Annotated in this window: 16 protein-coding genes and 1 riboswitch; of the genes, 14 read left to right on the top strand and 2 right to left on the bottom strand. The window is 49.6% G+C overall.

All coding sequences use genetic code 11. From position 1 onward, the window contains the following. Positions 1-31: 31 nt before the first annotated feature. The 3 genes from EJL91_RS04190 to EJL91_RS04180 all read left to right on the top strand — a co-directional run bounded on the left by EJL91_RS04190 (position 32) and on the right by EJL91_RS04180 (position 3,163). A complete protein-coding gene (locus EJL91_RS04190; protein ID WP_125140685.1) occupies positions 32-1,666 on the top strand; it encodes an amidohydrolase in 1,635 nt (544 codons plus the stop codon). Between the two features lie 174 nt (positions 1,667-1,840). Beyond that, positions 1,841-1,938: riboswitch (purine riboswitch) on the top strand. 57 nt (positions 1,939-1,995) lie between these two features. Further along, positions 1,996-2,643, top strand: a complete 648-nt coding sequence (locus EJL91_RS04185) for a CatA-like O-acetyltransferase (protein ID WP_125140684.1) — start codon at positions 1,996-1,998, stop codon at positions 2,641-2,643. 91 nt (positions 2,644-2,734) lie between these two features. Then, positions 2,735-3,163, top strand: a complete 429-nt coding sequence (locus tag EJL91_RS04180; RefSeq protein ID WP_125140683.1) for a MarR family winged helix-turn-helix transcriptional regulator — start codon at positions 2,735-2,737, stop codon at positions 3,161-3,163. Positions 3,164-3,279: 116 nt separating this feature from the next. On the opposite strand, the gene EJL91_RS04175 is transcribed toward EJL91_RS04180, so the two are convergent. Beyond that, a complete protein-coding gene (locus EJL91_RS04175) occupies positions 3,280-5,235 on the bottom strand; it encodes an oxidoreductase (protein ID WP_125140682.1) in 1,956 nt (651 codons plus the stop codon). 306 nt (positions 5,236-5,541) lie between these two features. Here EJL91_RS04175 and EJL91_RS04170 point away from each other — a divergent pair, with 306 nt between their 5' ends. The 6 genes from EJL91_RS04170 to EJL91_RS04145 all read left to right on the top strand — a co-directional run bounded on the left by EJL91_RS04170 (position 5,542) and on the right by EJL91_RS04145 (position 13,437). Then, positions 5,542-6,459 (top strand): GntR family transcriptional regulator, encoded by a 918-nt coding sequence (locus tag EJL91_RS04170; RefSeq protein WP_125140681.1) that lies wholly within the window; start codon positions 5,542-5,544, stop codon positions 6,457-6,459. After that, a complete protein-coding gene (locus tag EJL91_RS04165; protein WP_125140680.1) occupies positions 6,460-6,807 on the top strand; it encodes a GntR family transcriptional regulator in 348 nt (115 codons plus the stop codon). Between the two features lie 142 nt (positions 6,808-6,949). Then, positions 6,950-8,953: an oxidoreductase gene (locus EJL91_RS04160; RefSeq protein WP_125140679.1), complete on the top strand. Its 2,004-nt coding sequence runs from the start codon at positions 6,950-6,952 to the stop codon at positions 8,951-8,953. A 338-nt stretch (positions 8,954-9,291) separates the two neighbouring features. Further along, on the top strand, positions 9,292-10,800 hold the full coding sequence (locus EJL91_RS04155) for an HAL/PAL/TAL family ammonia-lyase (protein ID WP_125140678.1): 1,509 nt from the start codon (positions 9,292-9,294) through the stop codon (positions 10,798-10,800). Then, positions 10,794-11,972 carry a M20 metallopeptidase family protein gene (locus EJL91_RS04150; protein ID WP_125140677.1) on the top strand — a complete coding sequence of 393 codons (1,179 nt, stop codon included), beginning with the start codon at positions 10,794-10,796 and terminating at the stop codon, positions 11,970-11,972. Before EJL91_RS04155 ends, EJL91_RS04150 begins: the two co-directional genes overlap by 7 nt. A gap of 43 nt (positions 11,973-12,015) precedes the next feature. Further along, entirely contained in the window at positions 12,016-13,437 is a 1,422-nt protein-coding gene (locus EJL91_RS04145; RefSeq protein ID WP_125140676.1) for a sodium:solute symporter family protein, read from the top strand. A 7-nt stretch (positions 13,438-13,444) separates the two neighbouring features. Here the strand turns inward: EJL91_RS04145 and EJL91_RS04140 are convergent, their stop codons facing one another. Beyond that, complete coding sequence (locus EJL91_RS04140; protein WP_125140675.1) at positions 13,445-14,341, bottom strand: LysR family transcriptional regulator; 897 nt, start codon at positions 14,339-14,341, stop codon at positions 13,445-13,447. A gap of 443 nt (positions 14,342-14,784) precedes the next feature. Between EJL91_RS04140 and EJL91_RS04135 the strand changes: the two genes are divergently transcribed. The 5 genes from EJL91_RS04135 (at position 14,785) to EJL91_RS04115 (ending at position 21,339) form a co-directional block, all read left to right on the top strand. Next, entirely contained in the window at positions 14,785-15,942 is a 1,158-nt protein-coding gene (locus EJL91_RS04135; protein WP_125140674.1) for a DUF3798 domain-containing protein, read from the top strand. A gap of 96 nt (positions 15,943-16,038) precedes the next feature. Further along, entirely contained in the window at positions 16,039-17,637 is a 1,599-nt protein-coding gene (locus EJL91_RS04130) for a sugar ABC transporter ATP-binding protein (RefSeq protein WP_341466946.1), read from the top strand. Next, positions 17,634-18,716 (top strand): ABC transporter permease subunit, encoded by a 1,083-nt coding sequence (locus EJL91_RS04125; RefSeq protein ID WP_125140673.1) that lies wholly within the window; start codon positions 17,634-17,636, stop codon positions 18,714-18,716. The genes EJL91_RS04130 and EJL91_RS04125 overlap by 4 nt, the downstream gene beginning before the upstream one ends. Beyond that, on the top strand, positions 18,713-19,960 hold the full coding sequence (locus EJL91_RS04120; protein ID WP_206429452.1) for an ABC transporter permease subunit: 1,248 nt from the start codon (positions 18,713-18,715) through the stop codon (positions 19,958-19,960). The genes EJL91_RS04125 and EJL91_RS04120 overlap by 4 nt, the downstream gene beginning before the upstream one ends. A gap of 95 nt (positions 19,961-20,055) precedes the next feature. Further along, complete coding sequence (locus EJL91_RS04115; protein ID WP_164516741.1) at positions 20,056-21,339, top strand: helix-turn-helix domain-containing protein; 1,284 nt, start codon at positions 20,056-20,058, stop codon at positions 21,337-21,339. The last annotated feature ends 122 nt before the right edge of the window (positions 21,340-21,461 follow it).

The raw sequence follows: 21,461 nt of genomic DNA, 5'->3' as shown, positions 1-21,461 counted from the left end.
AATCGCGGTTTACAGGAAAGGCGGAAAAAAGATGCACAAGGCAGATACAATTTTTATCAATGGAGTCATTTGTACAGTCGACCCTGCATTCCGGTTTGTACAGGCTCTTGTGGTTGACGGCGGTAGAATCCTTTACTGCGGAAATACAAGCCAGGCCCTCAAATACCAGGGCGAAGAGACGAAAATCATCGATTTGGAGGGGAAACTGGTGCTTCCGGGAACCTTTGACGCCCATATCCATGCGGCTTTTGCCGGACTGAGCCTGTCACCCGACTTTGTCAAGGTGGAGCCGGAGGATGCCTGCAACTTAAAGGAATTCAACGAAAGAATACGGGAAAAGGCGGAAAAACTGCCGGAAGATACATGGATCATCGGCTGGGGATTTAAAACATGGCAGGTGGAGGAGTGGGCCAAAGAAGACCGTCTTCCCACCTGGAAGGATATCGAGGAGGGCTCCATGGGGCATCCCGTCATCTTAAATGACGGCGGCCTCCACACGATGCTCGTGAGCAGACGTGCCCTGGAGCTTGCCGGAATCACGAAAGATACTGTGTTTAAGAAAGAGGAAGGCACCATGTTCCGGTTTGAGGACGGCAGCCCAACGGGGCTGTTCACCGATTTCGGAACCCAGGCAGCGGTAGGACGCGCGGCCTATCATCTTGTGGGAGATGAAATGGACGAGTGCCTGATGCGCATGCAGCGGCAGATGAACAGCTACGGCATTACCTCCCATAACGACATAGTCGGCATAGGCGGAAACGATATGTGTTTTGGAACCTACGGCGAGGAGGCCATCCACGGATATGAGAGGCTGAGAAGGTCGGGAAAACTGACGGCCCGCGTATTCGTCAATATTCTGGCCGGAAAGGGCGGTGTCCAGAGCTATGATACCATTTTTGAAGGAATCGGAGAAATGAGGCTGCCGGAATTTGGAGACAAGGAGTGGGTGAGGGCGGATGCCATCAAAGTGTTCGGAGACGACGGATGGGAGAGAGAGCTGCCTCCCGAGCAGAACGGATACTGCATGTTCCCGGGCGAAACGCCTGAGGAACAGGGAGAAGAGCTTGCCAAAACACTCAAAGAACTTCACCACAGGGGCTGGCAGACGGCCACACACCTTACCGGAGGACGTGGAATCGACGTAGCGGTGGATGCCCTTTCGGAGGCAGAGGAGGAAGAGCCGGGACGCGATCTGCGCCACTTTATCCTTCATGCCAGTGGTTCCAGCAGGGAGAACATCAAAAAGTGCGTGAGACATGGGATCGGCTGCGGGGCCCAGGCCGTGGGAGGTTATGAGTTCGGCGGAGAGACGGACTACAAAGTTCTTCTGGACGGAGGAATGCTGGTGGCGGAAGGATCCGATGCTCCGGCGCTTCCGATGAACTGGATGAAGGGACTGCACTTTTTGGTGAGCAGAAAGGCGAAGGACGGGAAGGTTTACCACCCGGAGATGGCTATTGACATCCGTGAGGCCGTCAGGATGTACACGATTTATCCGGCCTGGCAGAACCATGCGGAAGACTTCTGCGGTTCTCTGGAAGTGGGTAAATGCGCCGATCTTCAGGTCCTGGAACGGAATATATTTGAGATTCCTGCGGACGAGATAGAACACGTGAAGGTTCTGATGACGATGTGCGGGGGAAAAATAGTATATCAGTATAGATGACAGGTACCATAAACGGATAAGAATCCCCGGGGAGACCCAAAAGAACTGGAGGAACGCCGCAGAACGGCCCGGGAATTTGTGAATCACATTCTGGACTATTATAAAGATTATCCTTAGGTATCTCATTTTTTACTTATTCCAAATTCATTTTGGGCTCTTGCATAGATTTATAAAATCATTTATAATTCAATTAGTTATATAAGCTCATAATATGGTTGAGCGTTTCTACCAACTGCCGCAAATAGTTGATTATGACCCATGGTTATAGTCTTCTGTTTGCGGCAGTTTTTTAATTACCGGCGGGAATGATAAAATAAGGAGGATATTATATGAGTTACACGCATCTGGATATGGATTCCTATAAAAGGAAAAATCATTTTGAGTATTTTAACGGTCTTGGGTTCCCTTACATGGGTACAACGGTGAATGTTGACGTTACGGATTTTGTTGGGGTGGTAAAGCAGAAAAAACTTCCCTTCTTTCTTTCATTCTGTTACTGCATCGCAAGGGCGGCCAACCGTGTCCCCGAACTTCGGCAGCGGATTCGTGACAATCGGATTATCGAATTTGACAACTGCAGAACCTCCCATACGGTGGCCCAGGAGGACGGGACATACTGTTACTGTACACTCGACAGCAGCATGGCGTTTGAGGATTATCTTCCTTATGCTGTCCGGGCGCAGGAGACGGCCAGGATGCAGAACAGCATCGAGGAGGAGAAAGAAGATACGGACGAGCTTCTTTTTATTTCAACACTGCCGTGGTTTTCGTTTACTTCCCTGATCCAGCCGGTTCCCATGCCCGCCGACAGCAATCCCAGGATTACATGGGGAAAATACTTCGAGGACAACGGAAAATACCTGATGCCCGTATCGATCCTGTGCCATCACGGATTGGTCGACGGCGCACATCTGGCTTCGTTTTACCGGTCGCTGGAAGACGGAATTCTGATTGACTTTTCCGAAGGCAGGGCATAAAATAAGGATGGAATATAAGTTAGCTGTCTAACAATAAGAGTGATACAGCCCGGGATGTCCCAATTACCGGAAATGTGAGGAGAAGAATAAGATGAAAATGTCGTTTTATATGCTGCTGTACCGCGCCTTCCACGCCCAGCGCAAATGCTTAAGGCCCTTTATGGCGGAAATTGGCCTGGCCTCGGGGCAGCCGAAGGTGCTGCTGTATCTGGCGGAGCATGAAGGATGTATGCAGAAGGATGTGGCGGAGCACTGTGATATTGAACCGGCAACCACAAGCCGTGTGCTGGACACGCTGGAAAAGAACGGTTTTATTGTCAGGAAAACGATGGAAGGCAACCGCCGCGCAGGAAGTCTCCATATCACGGAAAAGGGCCTTGAGGCCTCGCATAAATGGGAGGAGCGCTGCCGTGAGGTCGAAGCATCGATGCTGACCGGTTTTACGGCGGAGGAGACGGCGCAGTTCACCAATTTCCTGAGCAGGGCTTATAAGAATATGAGCGGAAAAGAAGCAAGGTAAACAAGTGGGATAGTAGAAGAAGCGGCATTATCCGTACAGAACAATCTGTCATTGTGTTCTGTACGGACAATGCCGCTTTATTGCTGCCGGTATCCGTCCGGCGCCGGTGCGGCGGCTTACAGGGTCATCGCGGTAAAGTAGCCGTAATGAATCGCTTCAAGCAGTTTCGCCGGTTTTTTACAGTCCCCAATCACATAACATTCATCCGCACAGTTCCGGAAACCATCGGCCAAATCAGAGAGAGGTTCCATACCCACGGCGTTCAGAACCGTCTTTGCCGGATAGAACACTTTATTTCCGGCGCCGTCCGTACCATATACGCCGTCATCAGCGATGGAGGTGCATTGAATCTGTGTATTTAAATGAACTTTTTCTTCCTTTTCCAGTTCGAGCATCAGGGCTCTCCAGTGGAGGAAGGGGGCGTCCGTCGCGGCCGCGTCTTTCATTTCCAGAACCGTTACGTCAAAGCCGTGTTTTCTGGCCAGATGGAGGCCTTCCTCACATCCGACAAGACCTCCGCCAATGATGACAACCGGCTCGGCAAGAGGCGTATCAGGTTCCAGGTGGGCGGCGTAATGGACGAATGGTTTGTCAATTCCCGGAATCGGCGGCGTGGCCGGTTCTGCTCCGACGGCAATAATTACAGCTTCAGGGGATAAGGAAGAGACAAGCGCCGGTGTGGCGGCCGTGTCAAGCAGCAGCCGTATGGGCCTTGCTTTTACCCTGTTTATGAGAACCTGCTCCAGTTTTTCTATGTCTTTTTTGAATGCGGGACGGGTGGCATAATTGAGGGCGCCGCCGAGTTTTCCGTTCTTTTCAATCAGCGTGACATCGTGGCCGCGATCCGAAGCGACAACGGCAGCTTCCATTCCGGCCGGGCCTCCTCCGATAATCACTACTTTCTTGCGGGTGTCCGCTTTTTTTGGAAGACGCATTTCCAGTTCCCGGCCGCAGAGCGGGTTGACCGTGCACCGGCTGACCCTTGTGGGATATTTGATATAGGGCACAAAGCTTCCGCTTAAGCAGTAATTACAGCGGATGCAGGGGGTAATGTCTTCCTCCTGTCCTGTCTTTGCCTTTATGGGAAAGTAGGGATCCGCTACAATCCCTCTTGCCATGGCGACCATATCGGCTTTACCGGAGCGGATAATCTCTTCCATTGCCTCCGGTTCGCCGAGTGCGCCTACGGTGACAACCGGTGTCATGGTAACGGCTTTTTTTACCGCTTCAGCCAGAAAGACGTTACACCCTCTTGGAAGGAAGGTGTTCGGGAACATTCTCTGGGCGGCGTCCTTGTCGTGAAAGCTGGTTGCGGATACGTGGAGCAGATCCACTTTACCGTCCAGCATCCTGGCCAGTTCGACCGCTTCATCCACGGTAAAACCGCCGGGCATGAATTCGTCTCCGCTCAGGCGGAATTCGATCGGAAAATCCTTACCGCATTTTCTGCGGATATTTTCTATTACCATAAATGAAATCCGGGCGCGGTTTTTAAGGCTTCCGCCGAAACGGTCGGTTCTCTGGTTATTTACAGGGGAAAGAAACTGTCCCAGAAGCCAGCCGTGGCCGCCGTGCACCATGCACATGTCGACACCGCCCAGCTTTGCCATCTCGGCCGCATCGCCAAATTTTTCAACTACATGTTCGATCATGGCCTCATCCATCTCGGTTACGGGGCCGCCGTAAATGCAGTCGCCTGCGCTGGGGCCGTATACCACGCCGCCGGTATATTTGGGATGGGAGCGCCTGCCTGCATGTATCAGCTCAATGGAAGCAACAGCTCCATGACGTTTTATCTCATCCGTACAGTCAATCAGATAGGGAAGGATTTCTTCCGTATCAAGCGGAATCATACGCCCATGGGCCTTTCCTGTGGCAGAGTCTACCAGGCTTTCTCCGATTGTCACAATGCCGGCGCCGCCTCTGGCCCGCTCTCCGTAGAGCGCAATATTAGCCGGGGTGAGATAGCCTTCCGGAGTCAAATCCGAGACACCCATGGGGGCGGTTTCAATCCTGTTGCGGATCGTGAGGGTGCCAATTTTAATTGGAGAAAATAAATGAGAGTACATCATATGGTTGCATCCTTTCTATGGTTTTTGCAGATTTTCTACAGTTGCTTTCAGAGCCGGCAAGAGTCTGTTGTATAGCTACTTGCATCATACACAAAAATGCATAGGGAGTCATTCAAAAAAGTAGACAGTTTATTTTAAGAATTAAAGAAAGAAAAAAAATTGATATAGTTTATTATTGCTAAAAGTTTGAAATTTGCACCTGCTTTTCTTTTTATTGCGAATATAGTATAATCGGTTATAACTGCTGTGAAGGGAAAACCTGAGTTCGGCTGGTTTCTCCCCAAATACAAAAGATAGGAGAATGGGATGGAATTCGAAATTCTTGATAATAACGAGCCTGCATATAAACAACTCAGCGATCAGATTACCCGGGCGATTGTGAACGGGGAACTGAAGCCGGGGGACAAGCTTCCCTCCGAGGCCGCGCTTTATGAGACAACGGGACTTTCCAAAGGGACCATAAGGATGGCATATGAGGAGCTGGAGAACAAAGGCTGCGTCAAGCGGAACAGGGGAAGCGGCACCTATGTGCTGGACTGGGGGACGGAGCGGCAGAAAATCCAGGAATATAAAGAAAAAGCCCTGCAGGCCGGGATTTCGGCCGAGGAGGCGTTCCATCTCATTGAGGAGGCCTGCCGGCTGAAATTCAGGAAAAAAGAAGAGGTGAGGGCCGCCCTTTTCGACTGCACGCCCGAGATTGCGGCGGATATGTGCTGGAATATCAGAGAGCGCTACAAATTCCTTCCCGCTTACTATAATGTTTACGAGATTCTTGAGGCATTCGGGGAAGTGATCCCGGAGGAACCGCTCTGGATTACGACGAAGGCACACTATCATGAACTGCAGAATCTGGCGAAGGTCCACAATAAAATATTGGTGGCGCTTAAAATTACGGTGGCCGGAGAGGTGGCCGAGGCGCTGTCCGGGCTGAGCGATACGCAGATGATAGGGATTATCTACGAGAGCCAGGACTTTATCAAACACATCAGCCACTCACTGGCTTCTCTCTGCAAACATAATACATATTTTCTCTGTCACAGGGATGAGTGGAAGAAAAAACGTCATGTTGTTGCTCCGGAAGCCGTCTGCTGGGTTGTGCCTGCACACTGTGAAGAGCGGCTGGTGGAGGACATCCGGGAGGACTACCCGAATGTCCTGGAATTTTATTACACAATACTTCCGGACTCATTCAAGGCGTTGGAACAGTATCTGCAGGAGGAGTAAATGAAAGAAACCACACCGATTTACAAAGTGATTGTCAACGAGCTCAGACAGGAGATTGAGAACGGCATTTTAAAACCGGGGGAGAAACTGCCGAGTGAAAGGGAGCTGTGCAGGCGCTATGACGTTGCGCGCGGAACACTGAAAGCGGCCATATCCTATTTAAAACAGATGGGCCTTCTGGAGCAGGCGAGAGGGAGCGGGACGTATGTGAGGCAGAAAGGGGAGGGAGAATCCTTTTATAAAAATGCGGAGGAGCTGGTTGAGGAACTGGCGGGAATGCAAATGACAAAAGAGGAAATCATCCTGATGGCCGGGGAGATTATGCTTGGAAAAAAGACACCGAAATGAACTATACATTTCAGGGCAGGAGCGTGTGATATTTGAATAAGCGGCAAATTATTTGAAATGACTTACCCCGTTTTTTTGTGTATGATACAGCTTATAAAGCAGCAATTAAGCGATAAAAGTATTGGAAAGCGAGGTAACGCATATGCAGAAATACCCCCATTTATTCAGTCCTCTGAAGATTGGAGGCATCACTCTGAAAAACCGCATTGAGGCTTCACCGATGAACGGAGACAGCAGCCCCACGGGGTATCTGACGGATGCCGTGCTGGCGACTTATGAAGCGAGAGCCATAGGAGGAGCGGCGATTGTGACCCATGGGGAAACCGTCGTACATATAGAGACGGGTGGCGCCCACTTTGGTTCCGCCAACCTGGATCAGGAAAAATTCATGCCGACCCATCTCGATTTTGTGGACCGCATCCATCAGCACAATGCGCTGGCAAGCATTGAGATCGCCCATTGCGGAATGCATGCCAATCCGGCGCTTACAAAGGGCGGCCTGGTGTACGGGCCGAGCGCCCAGAAGGGCGAGCGGGGAACCGATGTGCTTCCGCTCGACGAGGATATGATGAACAGCATCGCGGATGCTTTTGCCCACGGCGCCTATGTGGCAAAATGCGCCGGTTTTGACATGGTCATGCTCCATGGAGGGCATGGCTGGATATTCAGTGAATTTTTATCCGGGCTTTATAACCACAGGATAGATCGTTACGGCGGCTCCCTTGAAAATCGCGCCAGGTTCCCGCTTATGGTCATCGACCGTGTCAGACAGGCCGTGGGAAAAGATTTCCCGATCGAATACAGGATGTCCGGCTCGGAATTTATCGAGGGCGGTTTCACCCAGGAGGAAGGAATCGAGTTCGCAAAGATGATAGACGGGAAGGTGGATTTAATCCATGTATCGGCCATGACGTTCCACGATCCGAATGCAGATGCGAGAATGTTCCCGTGCTCTTTTTTGCCGAGGGGCTGCAATGCCTTTCTGGCGGCGGAAATCAAGAAACACGTGAAAACGCCGGTGGCAACGGTGGGAGGATTTAATTCTCCGGAGATGATGGAAGACTTTCTGGCATCGGGCCAGGCAGATGTTATTGCAGTGGCCAGGCAGTTTTTGGCCGACCCGTTTTTCCCGAGAAAAATACAGGAGGGGAAAGAGGACGAAGTCCGTCCGTGTATCCGCTGCAATCACTGTATGAGCCTGGACTTTCCATCCTACACCGGGATCGCAAACGGCAATGTGAGATGTTCGGTCAACCCTACATTTGGAAAAGAGCTCTATGAGTTTACCTACCGCCCGGCGCCTGTACCGAAGAAGGTCCTCGTAATCGGAGGCGGCCCGGGAGGAATGCAGGCCGCGATCACGGCAGCAGAAGCGGGCCATGACGTGACGCTGTGCGAAAAATCTTCAAGGCTCGGCGGTATGCTGATCACGGCATCGGAGGATATTCCGTTTAAAAAAGATTTGTATGATTTCATGCAGTACCTGATCCGGATGACGGAGCGGAAGAATGTAAATATATGCTGCAATACGGAGGTAACGCCCGAGTATGCCGCAGAGTCGGGAGCCGACGTAATTATTTCGGCCGTCGGCGCAGAGCCGTTAATTCCGCCGATCCCCGGCATCGATCACGAAAAGGTTGTGACGGTAACGGAGCTTCATGACAGAAAGAAGGAACTTCTTCCCGGACAGAAGGCGGTTGTGATCGGCGGAGGACTGGCCGGATGTGAGGAAGGGCTTGCTATGGCGATGGCCGGCGTGGACGTGACGATCATCGAGATGCGTGACGAAATGGCCAAGGATGCACCCGTACCGCACCGCAACGGGCTTTTACTGGAATTTGCCAAATATCCGAATCTTCATACGGTGACGGAGGCGAAGTGTACGCGCGTGGATGAAAACGGTGTTGTTTACGTGGAAAAAGACGGAAAAGAGTGCTCCTACACCGCGGAGCTGGTGCTGCTGTCTGCCGGTATGAAAGCCAGAAAATCGGTCAGTGAAGAATTCAGAAACTGTGTTTCCCAGTTTATCGAAGTGGGAGACTGCAAGAAGGCGGGAAAAGTGCTGGAGGCCGTGAAAGACGGATACTATGCGGGCAAAAACCTGTCATATCCGCCTTTAACCCATCAGTTTGGGCGGTTTTTCTAAAAAGACGCATTAAAATATAATATGACTTCAAAAAGGCTGTTACGAAGGTAGATGAATATCTGCTGGAGTATCAGCCTTTTTGTTGGAAATAATTTGTAAATACGAAAATGCTTGAATTTGACAAAGTGATTCACAAACCTGATTGCTGTTTGAAGAGAAGAAAAAGTGAGATTTAAGATAAAACGGGCGATAAAACATCAATAGTAAAAGAAAACGATTATATGGGTACGGAAAACTGATAATTCACATGAATATAAATAAGTAGTAAAATAAATAAAAAAGAAAACAAATGGAATAGAAGCCGGCAACCAAAAAACAAATAGAGGGGACATTAGAAGATGATAGAAATTAATGGTCAAAAACTCACAATAGGACAGATCTTGCAAGTCGCATGTGAGAATGAGCAGGTAGCCCTTGAACCAAAAGCAGTAGAACAAGCTGAGGCGGCTCGTGCCGTAGTGCTTAGCCTGAGCAGCAGTGAACAGCAGATTTACGGCCTCAATACCGGTTTAGGAGCAAACAAAGACAATCACATACCGCCGGAAGATTATTGTATTTTCAACGAGAGAATTCTGCATTCTCACAGTGTTGGCCTTCCACCTTATGCGGACAGGGCAACGGTGCGTGCCACGATGCTGGTGCGCCTGAACAGCCTTATGAATGGTGTGGCAGGAGTGCAAACCGAAATTCTGTTTCTGTTGCGGGACATGTTAAATTGCCAAATCCATCCCCGCATCCCTGTGCGCGGCTCGGTGGGAATGGCGGATCTTGGAAACCTGGCTTACATGGGGCTGGCAATGATCGGTGAGGGGGCAGTGGAATACAAGGGCGATCATCTGCCGGCCGGAAAAGCTTTCTCGCTTTGCGGCTTAAAGCCAATCCGGCTCGGGCCGAAAGACGGTCTGCCGTTAGTAAGCAGCAACGCTTTAGCAATGGCGCAGGCAGCATTGCTTTGCGCGGATGTGGACAATGTGCTGAAAATGGCGGATCTTATTTATGCGATGGGGTACGAGGCTCAGGGGTATAATCCTATGTTCCTGGATCCACGGAGCTGCCGAAAACGTCCTTTAAAAGGCCAGTATGACAGTCTCCGGTATGTGCGCACCTGTCTGAAGGGAAGCAGTCTGTGGGCCTGTGGAAATGAATCGCTCCATGGAGCGCTTAGTTATAAGAGCAGCTGTGCGATACATGGCGCGGTACGGGATGCCTATGATTATACCCGCAATCAGCTTCTCCGCTACATCAACTCGTCGGATGACTGCCCCATGGTGCTGGCAGAAGAGGGGACAATGATCTCCACAGATAATTTTATTGTGACCGGGATGTCGCTTGCGCTGGAAATGCTGGGATTGTCACTGTCCCATCTGTCCCATTTATCAGCTACCCGCGTTTTACGGCTGGACAACGAGCAGTTCAGCGGTTTGCCGCGTTTCCTGCGGCCGAGGAAGGAAGTCATTGCCTATTCCACAATCCAGAAGACGGTCAGCGCGTTGGATACAGAGGTTCGTCATCTGGCAAATCCGGCCAGTCTCGATTATCTGCCTACGGCAAATGAATCCGAGGATCACGGCTGTAACACCCCTTATGTTGTGCAAAAGACTATGAGGATAGTGGACCTTTTGTACTGGCTGTTGGGCATCGAGGCGATGCACGCAGCACAGGCCGCGGATTTGGCGGGCAGAAAGCCGTCGGGAAAAGGGACGCGCTTTGCCTATGAAATTATCCGGCGGAAAATTTCTTTTTTGGAAGAGGATGACCGTGATTTGGGGGCTGAGATGCAAAAAGCATATCAGCTGGTCAGGGACAGAGTGATTTTGCCGGATCTGGAGGAGGATTTACAATGTTGAATCATAAGGCGCAGCAGCTTCAGGAAAAGATTATCTGCTGGCGGCGGGAACTGCACAAGATACCGGAACTCGGACTGAATCTTCCGTGCACGCAGGATTATCTCTGTCGTGTGCTGGACAGTATGGGGGCACCATATCGCCTGTATACTGAGTCCTCCGGTATAGAGACAGTAATTCGAGGTGGAGAGGAGGGAAAGACGATTGCTTTACGCTGTGATATGGATGCATTGCCGATAAGAGAGCAGACAGGAGTATCATATGCCTCGGATAACGGTTGTATGCATGCATGTGGACATGACATGCACATGGCAATGATGCTCGGCGCGATTATGCTCCTGCAAGGGCATAAAGACAGGATTAAAGGTCAGGTCAAATGCTTGTTTCAGCCGGGAGAGGAGGGGGGACAGGGTGCACGGAAGATGGTGGAGGAAGGCGCAATGGAACATCCTGAGGTGGACGCAGTACTCGGACTACACGTTACAAATACGATCCCGGAACTGGGACCCGGAGATATCGGACTTAAGAAAGGAATTTTAATGGCCGGCAGTGATGCTTTTTCCATCCGCATGCTCGGCAAGGGAGGCCATATCTCTGATGTGGATCATGTGGCGAACCCGATTCCGGCTGCTGCTCGGGCGGTGCTGAAAATTCAATCACTTTCAGCATCCTGCCGGGAGCTTTCGGAGCCGTCGGTAATTGCAGTGGGAAAGATATGTGGGGGAGATAAAGGAAATGCAATTCCGGATGAGGTGACGCTGTACGGTTCGGTCCGCACGCGCAGCAGGAAGACGAGGGCATTGCTGTTGCGGAGATTGAAAGAGGATGCAAAGTGGGCGGCTGAGCGGGAAGGATGCCGGTGCGAACTCACCTATACGGATTCCAATTGTGTGGTCAGCAATGATCCGGATTTAACCGACAGCTTAATAACAACGGCGAGAAGCCTGTTCGCTGAAGGGTATACCGAGATAACCTCGAACATCATGGCCAGCGAGGACATTGGTCAATTTTTCCAGGGAAGAGTGGGCGCCTATATCCATCTGGGCTGCGGTTTTTCGGATGGACGGGAGATTTTTCCGCTGCATAATGCGCACTTTTTTCCAAATGAATCAGTTCTTTGGAAAGGTTCGGCTATGCTGGCCCAAGGTGCTATTGATTGGCTGAGGGGACAATAAGGATAAGATTTAGCGGGGAGGTTCCCGCGTAAAAGGAGGATATATGAGTATTCTGGATATTGTAGGTGTGATTCTTGTGTTCTTAATTGTATTATATATCGGATGGCGTGCAACCAAACAGACAAAAACAGCGGATGACTTTCTGATGGCCAGCCGTTCGCTAGGTAAAATACAGGCGGGATTCAGTATGGCGGCTACAGATATCGGCGGCAATGCTGTGGTTGGTGCGGTAGCCTATGCTTATACCCGTGGCCTGGGAGGTGCGTGGTATAACTGGGGAGCTGTTGTACCTATGTTTATATTAGGGCTTTTGCTGGCAAAACAGCTTCGCAGACTGACGATCGCCTCCGTTCCGGAGCTTTTGGGCAGACGCTATAGCAGCTCTACGCGTCTGCTTTCGGTAATCGTTCATCTTTTGGCTATTGGTTCCACGTTGGGAATTCAATTTACGGTCGCCGCCTCTGCGGTATCCATTATCGCTGGCATTAGTTTTGAGCTGGCGTTAATGATTACGGTGGTAGTGGTAGTGGCCTATACCATCGGCGGGGGGCTGCTGGCGGTCGTCAATACCGATGTATTCCAGTTTATCGTTATCTGTATCTCCATTATTCTTGTGATACCCTTTGCTCTCAGAGATATCGGCGGCTGGGATGCAATGCTGCAGAAGATTCCTCAGGGATATCTCAACATTGGTTCTCAGGGAATATTGACACCGCTGTCTTTGGGGCTTCTGTATATGTTTGACTATGCCACTAATCAGCACATATTACAAAGGGTATTTGCAGCTAAAAATGAGAGCACTGCGCGTTTTGCCTTTCTCTTTTCCAGTGGAATGTATGTAATATTCGGACTGTCAGTGGCATTCATCGGAGTACTTGCTTATGCGCTCTATCCAAACCTCGAGAACAGCCAGACTGTTTATGCTCTGATTATCAGGAATGTTCTGCCTAGCGGTGTTGCAGGAATTGCACTGGGCGGCCTGTTCGCAGCGGCAATGTCGACTGCAGATTCCAAGATTATGGCGGCTTCTCATCTGTTTATTAATGATATTTACAAGCCCTATTTTTGCAACGGTAAGGAGATTTCAGACAAGCATGTTCTTCAGATTTCCCGGATTGTTACGCTTGTAGTCTGTGTCCTGGGCATAGGTGTTTCGCTTGTCTCGGACAGTCTGGTACAGATGATGTATGTGGGAGGTCTTTTCTATGGCACAGCCGTATTTGTTCCCATGGTGATGGCACTATATTGGAAGCGTGGAACGACTAAGGCTGCAATGATTAGCATGCTCTCGGCAATGAGCATTGGATTGTATTCGGAATATTTCCTGTCAGGCACAGCCTCCGGTCTGCTGGGAATGCCCTCCAATCTGCTGGCAACCATCGTTTCACTCACAGTGTTTATCGTCGTCAGCCTTGTTACCCCGCCTCCAACAGCCGCACAGCTGGCGGTACTTGAAGAAAACTAACATAAAATCAAATGTCTTCCGTCTCCTGCCTGAGGAGCTGAAGGTAACGTTTTGCCTCAGGGGTAAGCCCAAAATTTCGCCGGTGTACCGAAATCATTCGATAGGAGATATCCGGCAGGGGAATACATACCCAGTGGTAGCTATCCCGTATTCGGGGATGCAGGCTGCATCCAATACTGAAAGCGTCGGTGCTTGCTACGATATGGCAGCGGGTATCACGCTCGTCCACTACGATTTTTTTGTCAGGATTGATTATACCCAGGCGATTTAAATCCGGGCTGGAGGAGAGTACATTATTACTGTAATCCACGAAAGGATAATCTTGCAGCAGGTTCATATTGAGTGATTTTTCCTGAAGCAGAGGGTGATCCCGGCGCAGGTGTATGTTAAAGCACAGCTCCCGCAGAGCGGTGACCACCAGTCCTTTCTTTGCACAGAGAGACAAGACGGCATCGGAGTTGTCCCGCGGCAACAGCAAGATGCCGAGGTCGCTCCGATTGTGGTAGACATCCTCGATAATACTGTCGGGATCGGTATTCCGTATGGAAAAATCCATTCTACCACTGTCCTGAAATTCAGCGCAAAGGAGGGAAAATGCCTCCTCAATCGCGGAATGGTGTCCTGCTGAGAGGTGAAAGCGGCGCGTAGTTCCTCCTGTCTTGATTGCAGAGATCTGTTCATATTCCTGAATAATCCGTCGTGCACAGGACAGGAAGTGCTGCCCCTCGGGGGTTACCGCCACTCCTTGGCTGGTACGGGAGAATACGGGAAATTCCAGCTCATTCTCCAGAGTTTTAAGAATACTGCTTATATTTGGCTGAGAGAGCTGCAGTTTGTCCGCTGCTTTATTGATAGATCCACATTCCGCTATTTCTAACGCATATTGCAGGTATTGTATTTTCATCTGACGGCTCCTTAAGATGTCTGTTCGCTTTTCTTCGTGTCAGTTGTTGGGACTCTATTAATCAGTTTATTTTTTATTATAGGAAATAATATCTGTCTTGTAAATACACTGCTCTGTTTATTTAGAATTTATTATATTTACGAGTACAAATGCTGTCCGTATATCAGCCGGGCAGCATTTTTTTTCGCAGGGGCGGCCCCACGGAAGGGGAGAATCCCGCCGCCTGGTTCCTTTTTAATACACTATACCATTTAAGAAATTGTTATTCTAATATTAAAATTAACTGTCCACTTTTTTGAATGACTTTAGAAAACATCCTGTGTATTATAATGGTATGAGTTTTGAAAATAATTACATAAAAACATATTATATTCAGATAACTCATCGGAGAAAAGTAGAGATTGACATTTCAAAGAAAAAATGAAAATCAGGAGGTAGAATGTATGAAAAAAATGATGGCGGTTTTGTTGGCACTTTCTTTGAGTATGGGGCTGGCCGGCTGCGGAGCAAAAGGCGCTTCCGGTTCGGGCGCGGGTGAATCCGCTGCCGCCGATTCCGGTAAAGGAAAAGTGGTTATTATCTCATCTACCGTATCCTCAAATGAGGAAGAGTACCGTATTGCCGACCAGATGGTTGAGAAATTCCCCGGCCGTGTAACGCATGTGACCTGGCCTGAGAACTACAGCACGGAGCAGGAGCAGATGATAAGCGTAGTTACCAAAGTCGCTTCCGACCCGGATGTAAAAGCTATTGTTTTTATCCCGGGCTTCCCTGGAACCAACGCGGCGATTGACAAGCTGAAAGAACTGCGCGGCGATGAAGTTCTCCTCCTGGTTGCGGGAATGGGTGAGAATCCTCCTGACGTGGCAAAGCGTGTGGACTTTGGAATGATGCCCAACGAACTGGAATTAGGCCACCTGACGGTGGAAGAGGCTCAGAAAATGGGAGCCGATACATTTTTATATTATTCATTCCCACGATTCCTCTCTGACCCGATTATGATCCGCAAGAGAGACGACATGAAAGCGACAAGTGAAAAACTGGGCATGACATTCGTAGAGCTTACGGCTCCGGATCCTGCCGGTGATGCAGGCGTGTCCGGCATGCAGCAGTTTATGTTTGAAGATATCCCGAAGCAGATTGAAAAATACGGCGAGAATACATGTATCTGGGGCGCACAGTGCGGAATGCAGGTGCCGATCATCAAAACGGTCATGGAAAAACACGCTATCATGTCACTTCAGTGCTGTCCGTCTCCTCTGCACGGTTATCCGACCGCACTGGGCCTGGAATTATCCGACGACCAGAAGGGTGACGTAAGCTATATTATCGAACAGACAAAAGAGAAACTCAAAGACGCCGGCTGCGCAGGACGTTTTGCAACATGGCCTGTACCAAACTCCATGATGGCCACAGCCGCCTGCACCAATTATGCAATAAAATGGATCGACGGCGAAATAACAGAGAGAAGCGACGTTGCGGCTCTGAAGAAATGCATGGAAGAGTATGCGGGCGTAGAGATTACACTGGCTCCCTATACGGAAAACGGAGAAACTTACGATAAGATCCAGCTTATTACCATGCCATTCCTGGAGTATTAATATGATTTGCCATTTCTGATTGGAACCTGGGGGCACAGCGGGAGGCCGCCGTGCCCCTCTTTGATTGACATTATTTTGCAGGCGGGAGGGAGAGTTGTGAGTGAATGCTTTCTCGAAATGAAAAACATTTCAAAAGATTTTTATGGGAACCAGGTTCTTAAGAATGTGAGCCTGGAGGTGAAAAAAGGCGAGATTCATGCGCTGATAGGAGAGAATGGAGCAGGTAAATCTACCCTGATGAATATTTTATTCGGAATGCCGGTGATACATTCCACGGGCGGTTTCGGGGGGAACGTGATAATCGACGGAAAAGAGGCGGTCATCAAATCTCCCCATGAGGCGATGGATTACGGCATTGGCATGGTGCATCAGGAGTTTATGCTGCTTCCCGGATTTACAATCACTGAGAATATTAAAATCAACAGGGAAATTACGAAAAAGAACGCATTCAGCGGTGTATTCGGCCAGAGGCTGGAGACGCTTGACATGAAGACGATGAACCAGGACGCCAGAAGAGCGCTGGACACGCTGGAAATGTCACTCGATGAAGAGGTGCTCGTGGAAGGTCTTCCCGTTGGATACATGCAGTTTATTGAGATAGCCAGAGAAATTGATAAAAAGGGAGTCAGGCTCCTGGTATTTGACGAGCCGACTGCTGTCCTGACCGAAAAAGAAGCGGAAAACATGATGGACGCGGTGCGCAAACTGTCGAAGCTAGGAATCGGAATTATATTTATCAGCCACAGGCTGGATGAGATCGTGAGCCTTGCCGACCGTGTTACGGTCCTCCGGGACGGCGAGTGGGTGGCCACAAAAGATATCAAGGATACAAATGCAAAAGAAATCGCAGAGCTTATGATAGGCCGTAAAGTTGAGATAAGCCGCGCGAGTGATGAAAAACGCAGCATCTCGGATGAAGTTATACTCTCAATTAAAAATTTAGAAGTAGGAATGCCGGGAGAGCGTGTTAAAGGCGTCGATTTGCAGGTCCGAAAGGGAGAAATTCTCGGCATCGGCGGACTGGCCGGACAGGGAAAACTCGGCATTGCAAATGGATTAATGGGAATTTATCCATCCAGGGGGGAAGTGCTTTTTGAAGGACGGAAACTGGAACTGAACAATCCCCGCCTGTCGATTCAGGAAGGACTCGGCTTTGTGAGCGAGGACAGAAAGGGGATTGGCCTGCTCCTGGATGAGTCCATAGAGATGAACATCGTTATAACGGCAATTGAGATAACAAATCAGTTTGTAAGAAAAGTGGGTCCCCTCAGCTTCAAGGATCCCTCCGCCATTCGGAGGCATGCGGAGAAAATGATCGGGGATCTGGATATCCGCTGCACCTCCTCCCAGGAAGATGCGGGAGAGTTAAGCGGCGGCAACCAGCAGAAGGTCTGTGTGGCAAGGGCGCTGACACTGAACCCGAAGCTGCTGCTCGTCTCGGAACCGACCAGAGGAATCGATATCGGCGCGAAAAAGCTGATTCTGGATTTACTGGTGCAGCTTAATAAGAAATTCGGCATGACAATCATTATCACTTCCTCCGAACTGGCGGAGCTGCGGAGCGTCTGTGACGAGATTGCAATTATCTGTGACGGAAAGGTGAACGGAATTCTTTCACCGCTCGCACCGGAGGCGGAATTCGGCCTGATGATGTCGGGCAGCAAAAAAATACAGGAAGAGGTGCTGAGTGAATGACAAAGAAATTATCAGAAAACGAAAATAAACAAAAAAGTCTTGTAAACGAAGTGGTCAGTAAAGTCGGTACCCCCAGGCTGATTATCGGGACGTTTTTCCTGATCACACTTGTAATGAGCAGCTTTCTCGATATTTCACTTCCGATGACGCTTTCCGATATCATAAAACGAATCGGCATGAACGGCGTCCTGGTCCTTGCGATGGTGCCGTCCATCCAGGCGGGGATGGGACCCAATTTCGCCCTGCCCCTGGGAATCTGCTGTGGGCTTCTGGGCATGGTCATTTCCATTGAAATCGGCCTGACGGGCCTTGGGTTTCTGCTTGCTGCCATGATGATCGCCACTGTGATCGCCGTCGTCGTAGGCATATTATACGGAAAACTTTTGAACAGCATCAAGGGTTCTGAGATGGCGATTGCAACCTATACAGGTTTTGCCGCAGTAGCGGTAATGTGTCTCGTATGGCTGATGCTTCCGTTCCAGAGCCCCAACATGAAATGGTTTTTAGGAGACGGGCTCAGGGAAACCATTCAGCTTGAAAATATAGGAGCCGACGGCCTGTTCAACGATTTCCTCCGAATCACAATCGGAAACTTTACCATTCCGACCGGACTTCTCCTCGTGCTTGGTTTCTTCTGCTTCCTGATCTGGCTGTTCTTTAAGAGCAAATCGGGCATGGCGGTGGTTGCATGTGGAAAAAGCAACAAATTTGCCGTGGCCTCGGGCATGGATATCAACAAAAATAGGATTATCGGAAATATCCTGTCGACGGTCCTGGGCGCGGTGGGAATCATTATCTATGCGCAGAGTTATGGTTTTGTCCAGTTATATACGGCTCCGTTAATGATGGCATTCCCCGCGGTAGCAGGAATCCTGATTGGAGGCGCAACCCCCAATGCCGCAAAGGTATCCCATGTATTTATCGGAACACTGTTATTTCAGGGACTGCTGGCATCCGCCCTCCCCGTGGCAAACGTGGTGTTTGCGGGAACTGATTTGTCTGAAATGATTCGTATGGTAATTCAGAACGGCATTATTTTATACGCTTTATGCCAGGTGAAAGGAGGGGCCCGTTCATGAAACAGAAAATCAACTGGAAGAACTGGCTGATGGACAACATTGTCATGGTTATTTTCCTGGCGTTCACAATCGTCGGCCTGATGCTCTCAAACGGTGAAGGATTTACGTTCCTGGTTTCGGAACTGAGCTCCCGGTTTTTCAGAAACGCATTTCTTGTGCTGTCTCTGATTATCCCGGTACTGGCAGGTTTGGGCCTCAACTTCGGTATTGTCATCGGAGCGATGGCGGGCCAGATTGCTATTGTCGCGGTACGGTATTTTTACATAGGAGGGCTGGGCGGTTTCTTCCTCTGCCTCTTGGTAGCCACGCCTCTGGCGGTTCTGTTCGGCTTTTTCACAGGCAAACTCTACAATAATACAAAAGGACAGGAAATGATTTCCGGCCTGATCGTCGGATATTTTGCAAACGGTTTATATCAGTTCCTCTTCCTGTTTGTCATTGGCTATATCATCCATGTATCGGCTACTAACCCGTTAATCAGACCGACCGGAACGGGAATCAGAACAACGGTGGATCTGGTGCCGGTGGAAGAGGGCGGACTTAAATACGCGCTGGATAATGTGTGGAAAGTGCCGTTAATGTGGGTCATACTCATCAGTGCGGTTCTGATCCTTGCGTATCTTGTTTTGCGTTATTTAAAGAAAAAAGACAGAAATGCGTTTATCGGAAACGCAGCGGCATGCGTTGCGGCCATCGCTTTCAGCGCATGGGCGATCACGACACGCTCCGGACTGATTCTTATCAAGGTTCCGATGGCAACCGGGCTGTTTATCGTGGCTCTGTGCGTATTTACGCAGGCCATCATGAAGACGAAGCTGGGGCAGGACTTCAGAAGTGTGGGACAAAACCAGCATATTGCGGAAGCTTCCGGAATCAATGTGGACAGAACGAGGATGATTGCAGTCATTTTATCCACCGTCCTGGCCGCCTGGGGACAGATTATTTTCCTGCAGAACACGGGTACCTTAAACAGCTACGGCGCCCATACACAGATCGGCATGTTCTCGGTTGCAGCGCTCTTAGTAGGCGGGGCATCTATCTCAAAGGCCACGATAAAACAGGCAATGATTGGTACACTTTTGTTTAACGCCATGTTCATCATGTCGCCTGAGGTAGGCCAGGCCGTGTTTGGCCAGCCGCTGCTCGGTGAGTATTTCAGGACCTTTATGGTGTACGGAGTCATCGGTCTGGCGCTGGGCCTTTATGCATGGAGAGGGAATAAGAAGACAGAGATTCATATTTAAACGGCAGAATAAGTGTGATACAATATCCTGGATGCTGTAAAAAGCCTGTAAATTGAGAAATGCGCGGGCCGCAGGATTTGAACGAGGTGACACAATTGGCGAAAGCAGATGAAAAGAATGAGCTTGCGAATGTCAGCGATATCCCCCATTTTTTCCGCAAATTCTGTGGAAATACGAAAAACGGCAATTACGATTTATATTGCCAGGAATTTGCATACAGCATTATCTATGGAAACTTAAATTCCGATAACCTTCAGAACATTCTGGGGGTTATTGGGCTGTCCAAAGTTCCGAACCGCATGATGCTTGTACAGACCGATCACAAGGATGTATTCTGGGTCTATCCCGATTTTAACCATTTCCCGAGAATGTTCCATATCATCCAGTCGATTCAGCGGAGCCTTCTGCGCAATCAGATGGAAGGGCTCGTTGCGGACTATCTGGGGCGGGGAATTATCGGCATATTTTTATGCACTCCCCAGAAACGCTACAGCGAGGAGAAAGAGTATTCGGATAAACTGAAAAAACTGGCCGAATCGATTATCGCCCAAGTGAATGAGGAGGATGGGGAAGACATTACCGTAGGCATCAGCTCCTACTGCAGCGGCCTTGATCACTTTCCGCAGGCTTATGCGGAGTGTAAGAGCGCGCTTCTCGACAGCTTCAGGGGTAAGAAAAACCAGTATGCGTACTTCAGAGAATTAAAAATGCCGAGGGTGCTCTACGAACCTGATGTAATACGCACCTGTTCCGGAAAAGTGATCACTGCAATGCTGGAGGGCAATGAGGAGGAGATAAAGCGCCTGGTGGGCGAAAGCGTCGGCTATATGCAGACTGTTTTAATGGATCCGGTGGATGTGAGATTTATCTTTATTGAGATGCTGGGGCTGCTCAAGAGCCGTTTTGTGGAGATGGCAGCGGAAGAAGGGGAACTGGAAAATATTTATTTTAAAAGCGCCAGAAATATCACAAACTGCAGGTTCATTGAGGAGATCAAAGACCTCCTTTTGCAGTACTGTAAAAGCGTGATGAGCTGTGTCGGCACGGATATGCAGAGCGGGGATAAACTTCTGGTACGCTATATAGACGAGGCGATTGAACAGAATTATTCCGACAGCCAGTTTAATCTGGAAAAAGCGGCCCAGATTTTCCATTACAGCCCGTATCATTTCGGACGTCTGTTTAAACGGCTGTATCAGGTGGCGTTTAACCGGTACATATCGATTTACCGGATCGAGAGGGCCAAGGAGCTGCTGTCACAGAAGATGGCGTTAAATGAGGTTGCCATGCAGACGGGATTCAGCAGTGTCAGCTATTTCTGCACCGTTTTTAAGAATATGACGGGGGTGTCTCCGAAACAGTATAAAGATGAGGGATGAAGAGGATGTTCTGAAAGAAGGTTTCCGGCGGAAACAGACTTTTGGGCGTCCTCTTCATTTGATATGTTGACATTTTGGCAGAGCCGTCATAAAATAATTTTAGACAATAGTTAGTATTCTAA

The sequence above is a fragment of the Clostridium transplantifaecale genome (assembly GCF_900626075.1).
Lineage (GTDB): Bacteria > Bacillota > Clostridia > Lachnospirales > Lachnospiraceae > Otoolea > Otoolea transplantifaecalis.
The sequence above is the reverse complement of the archived record's forward strand: the minus strand, read 5'-3'. Positions and strand labels throughout refer to the sequence as shown.

Coding starts and splice junctions, on each gene's coding strand:
- EJL91_RS04160 (WP_125140679.1), top strand. CDS start 6,950: ATGCAGAAATACCCCCATTTATTCAGTCCTCTGAAGATTGGAGGCATC.
- EJL91_RS04170 (WP_125140681.1), top strand. CDS start 5,542: ATGGAATTCGAAATTCTTGATAATAACGAGCCTGCATATAAACAACTC.
- EJL91_RS04185 (WP_125140684.1), top strand. CDS start 1,996: ATGAGTTACACGCATCTGGATATGGATTCCTATAAAAGGAAAAATCAT.
- EJL91_RS04165 (WP_125140680.1), top strand. CDS start 6,460: ATGAAAGAAACCACACCGATTTACAAAGTGATTGTCAACGAGCTCAGA.
- EJL91_RS04180 (WP_125140683.1), top strand. CDS start 2,735: ATGAAAATGTCGTTTTATATGCTGCTGTACCGCGCCTTCCACGCCCAG.
- EJL91_RS04150 (WP_125140677.1), top strand. CDS start 10,794: ATGTTGAATCATAAGGCGCAGCAGCTTCAGGAAAAGATTATCTGCTGG.
- EJL91_RS04125 (WP_125140673.1), top strand. CDS start 17,634: ATGACAAAGAAATTATCAGAAAACGAAAATAAACAAAAAAGTCTTGTA.
- EJL91_RS04145 (WP_125140676.1), top strand. CDS start 12,016: ATGAGTATTCTGGATATTGTAGGTGTGATTCTTGTGTTCTTAATTGTA.
- EJL91_RS04120 (WP_206429452.1), top strand. CDS start 18,713: ATGAAACAGAAAATCAACTGGAAGAACTGGCTGATGGACAACATTGTC.
- EJL91_RS04190 (WP_125140685.1), top strand. CDS start 32: ATGCACAAGGCAGATACAATTTTTATCAATGGAGTCATTTGTACAGTC.
- EJL91_RS04135 (WP_125140674.1), top strand. CDS start 14,785: ATGAAAAAAATGATGGCGGTTTTGTTGGCACTTTCTTTGAGTATGGGG.
- EJL91_RS04140 (WP_125140675.1), bottom strand. CDS start 14,341: ATGAAAATACAATACCTGCAATATGCGTTAGAAATAGCGGAATGTGGA.
- EJL91_RS04155 (WP_125140678.1), top strand. CDS start 9,292: ATGATAGAAATTAATGGTCAAAAACTCACAATAGGACAGATCTTGCAA.
- EJL91_RS04175 (WP_125140682.1), bottom strand. CDS start 5,235: ATGATGTACTCTCATTTATTTTCTCCAATTAAAATTGGCACCCTCACG.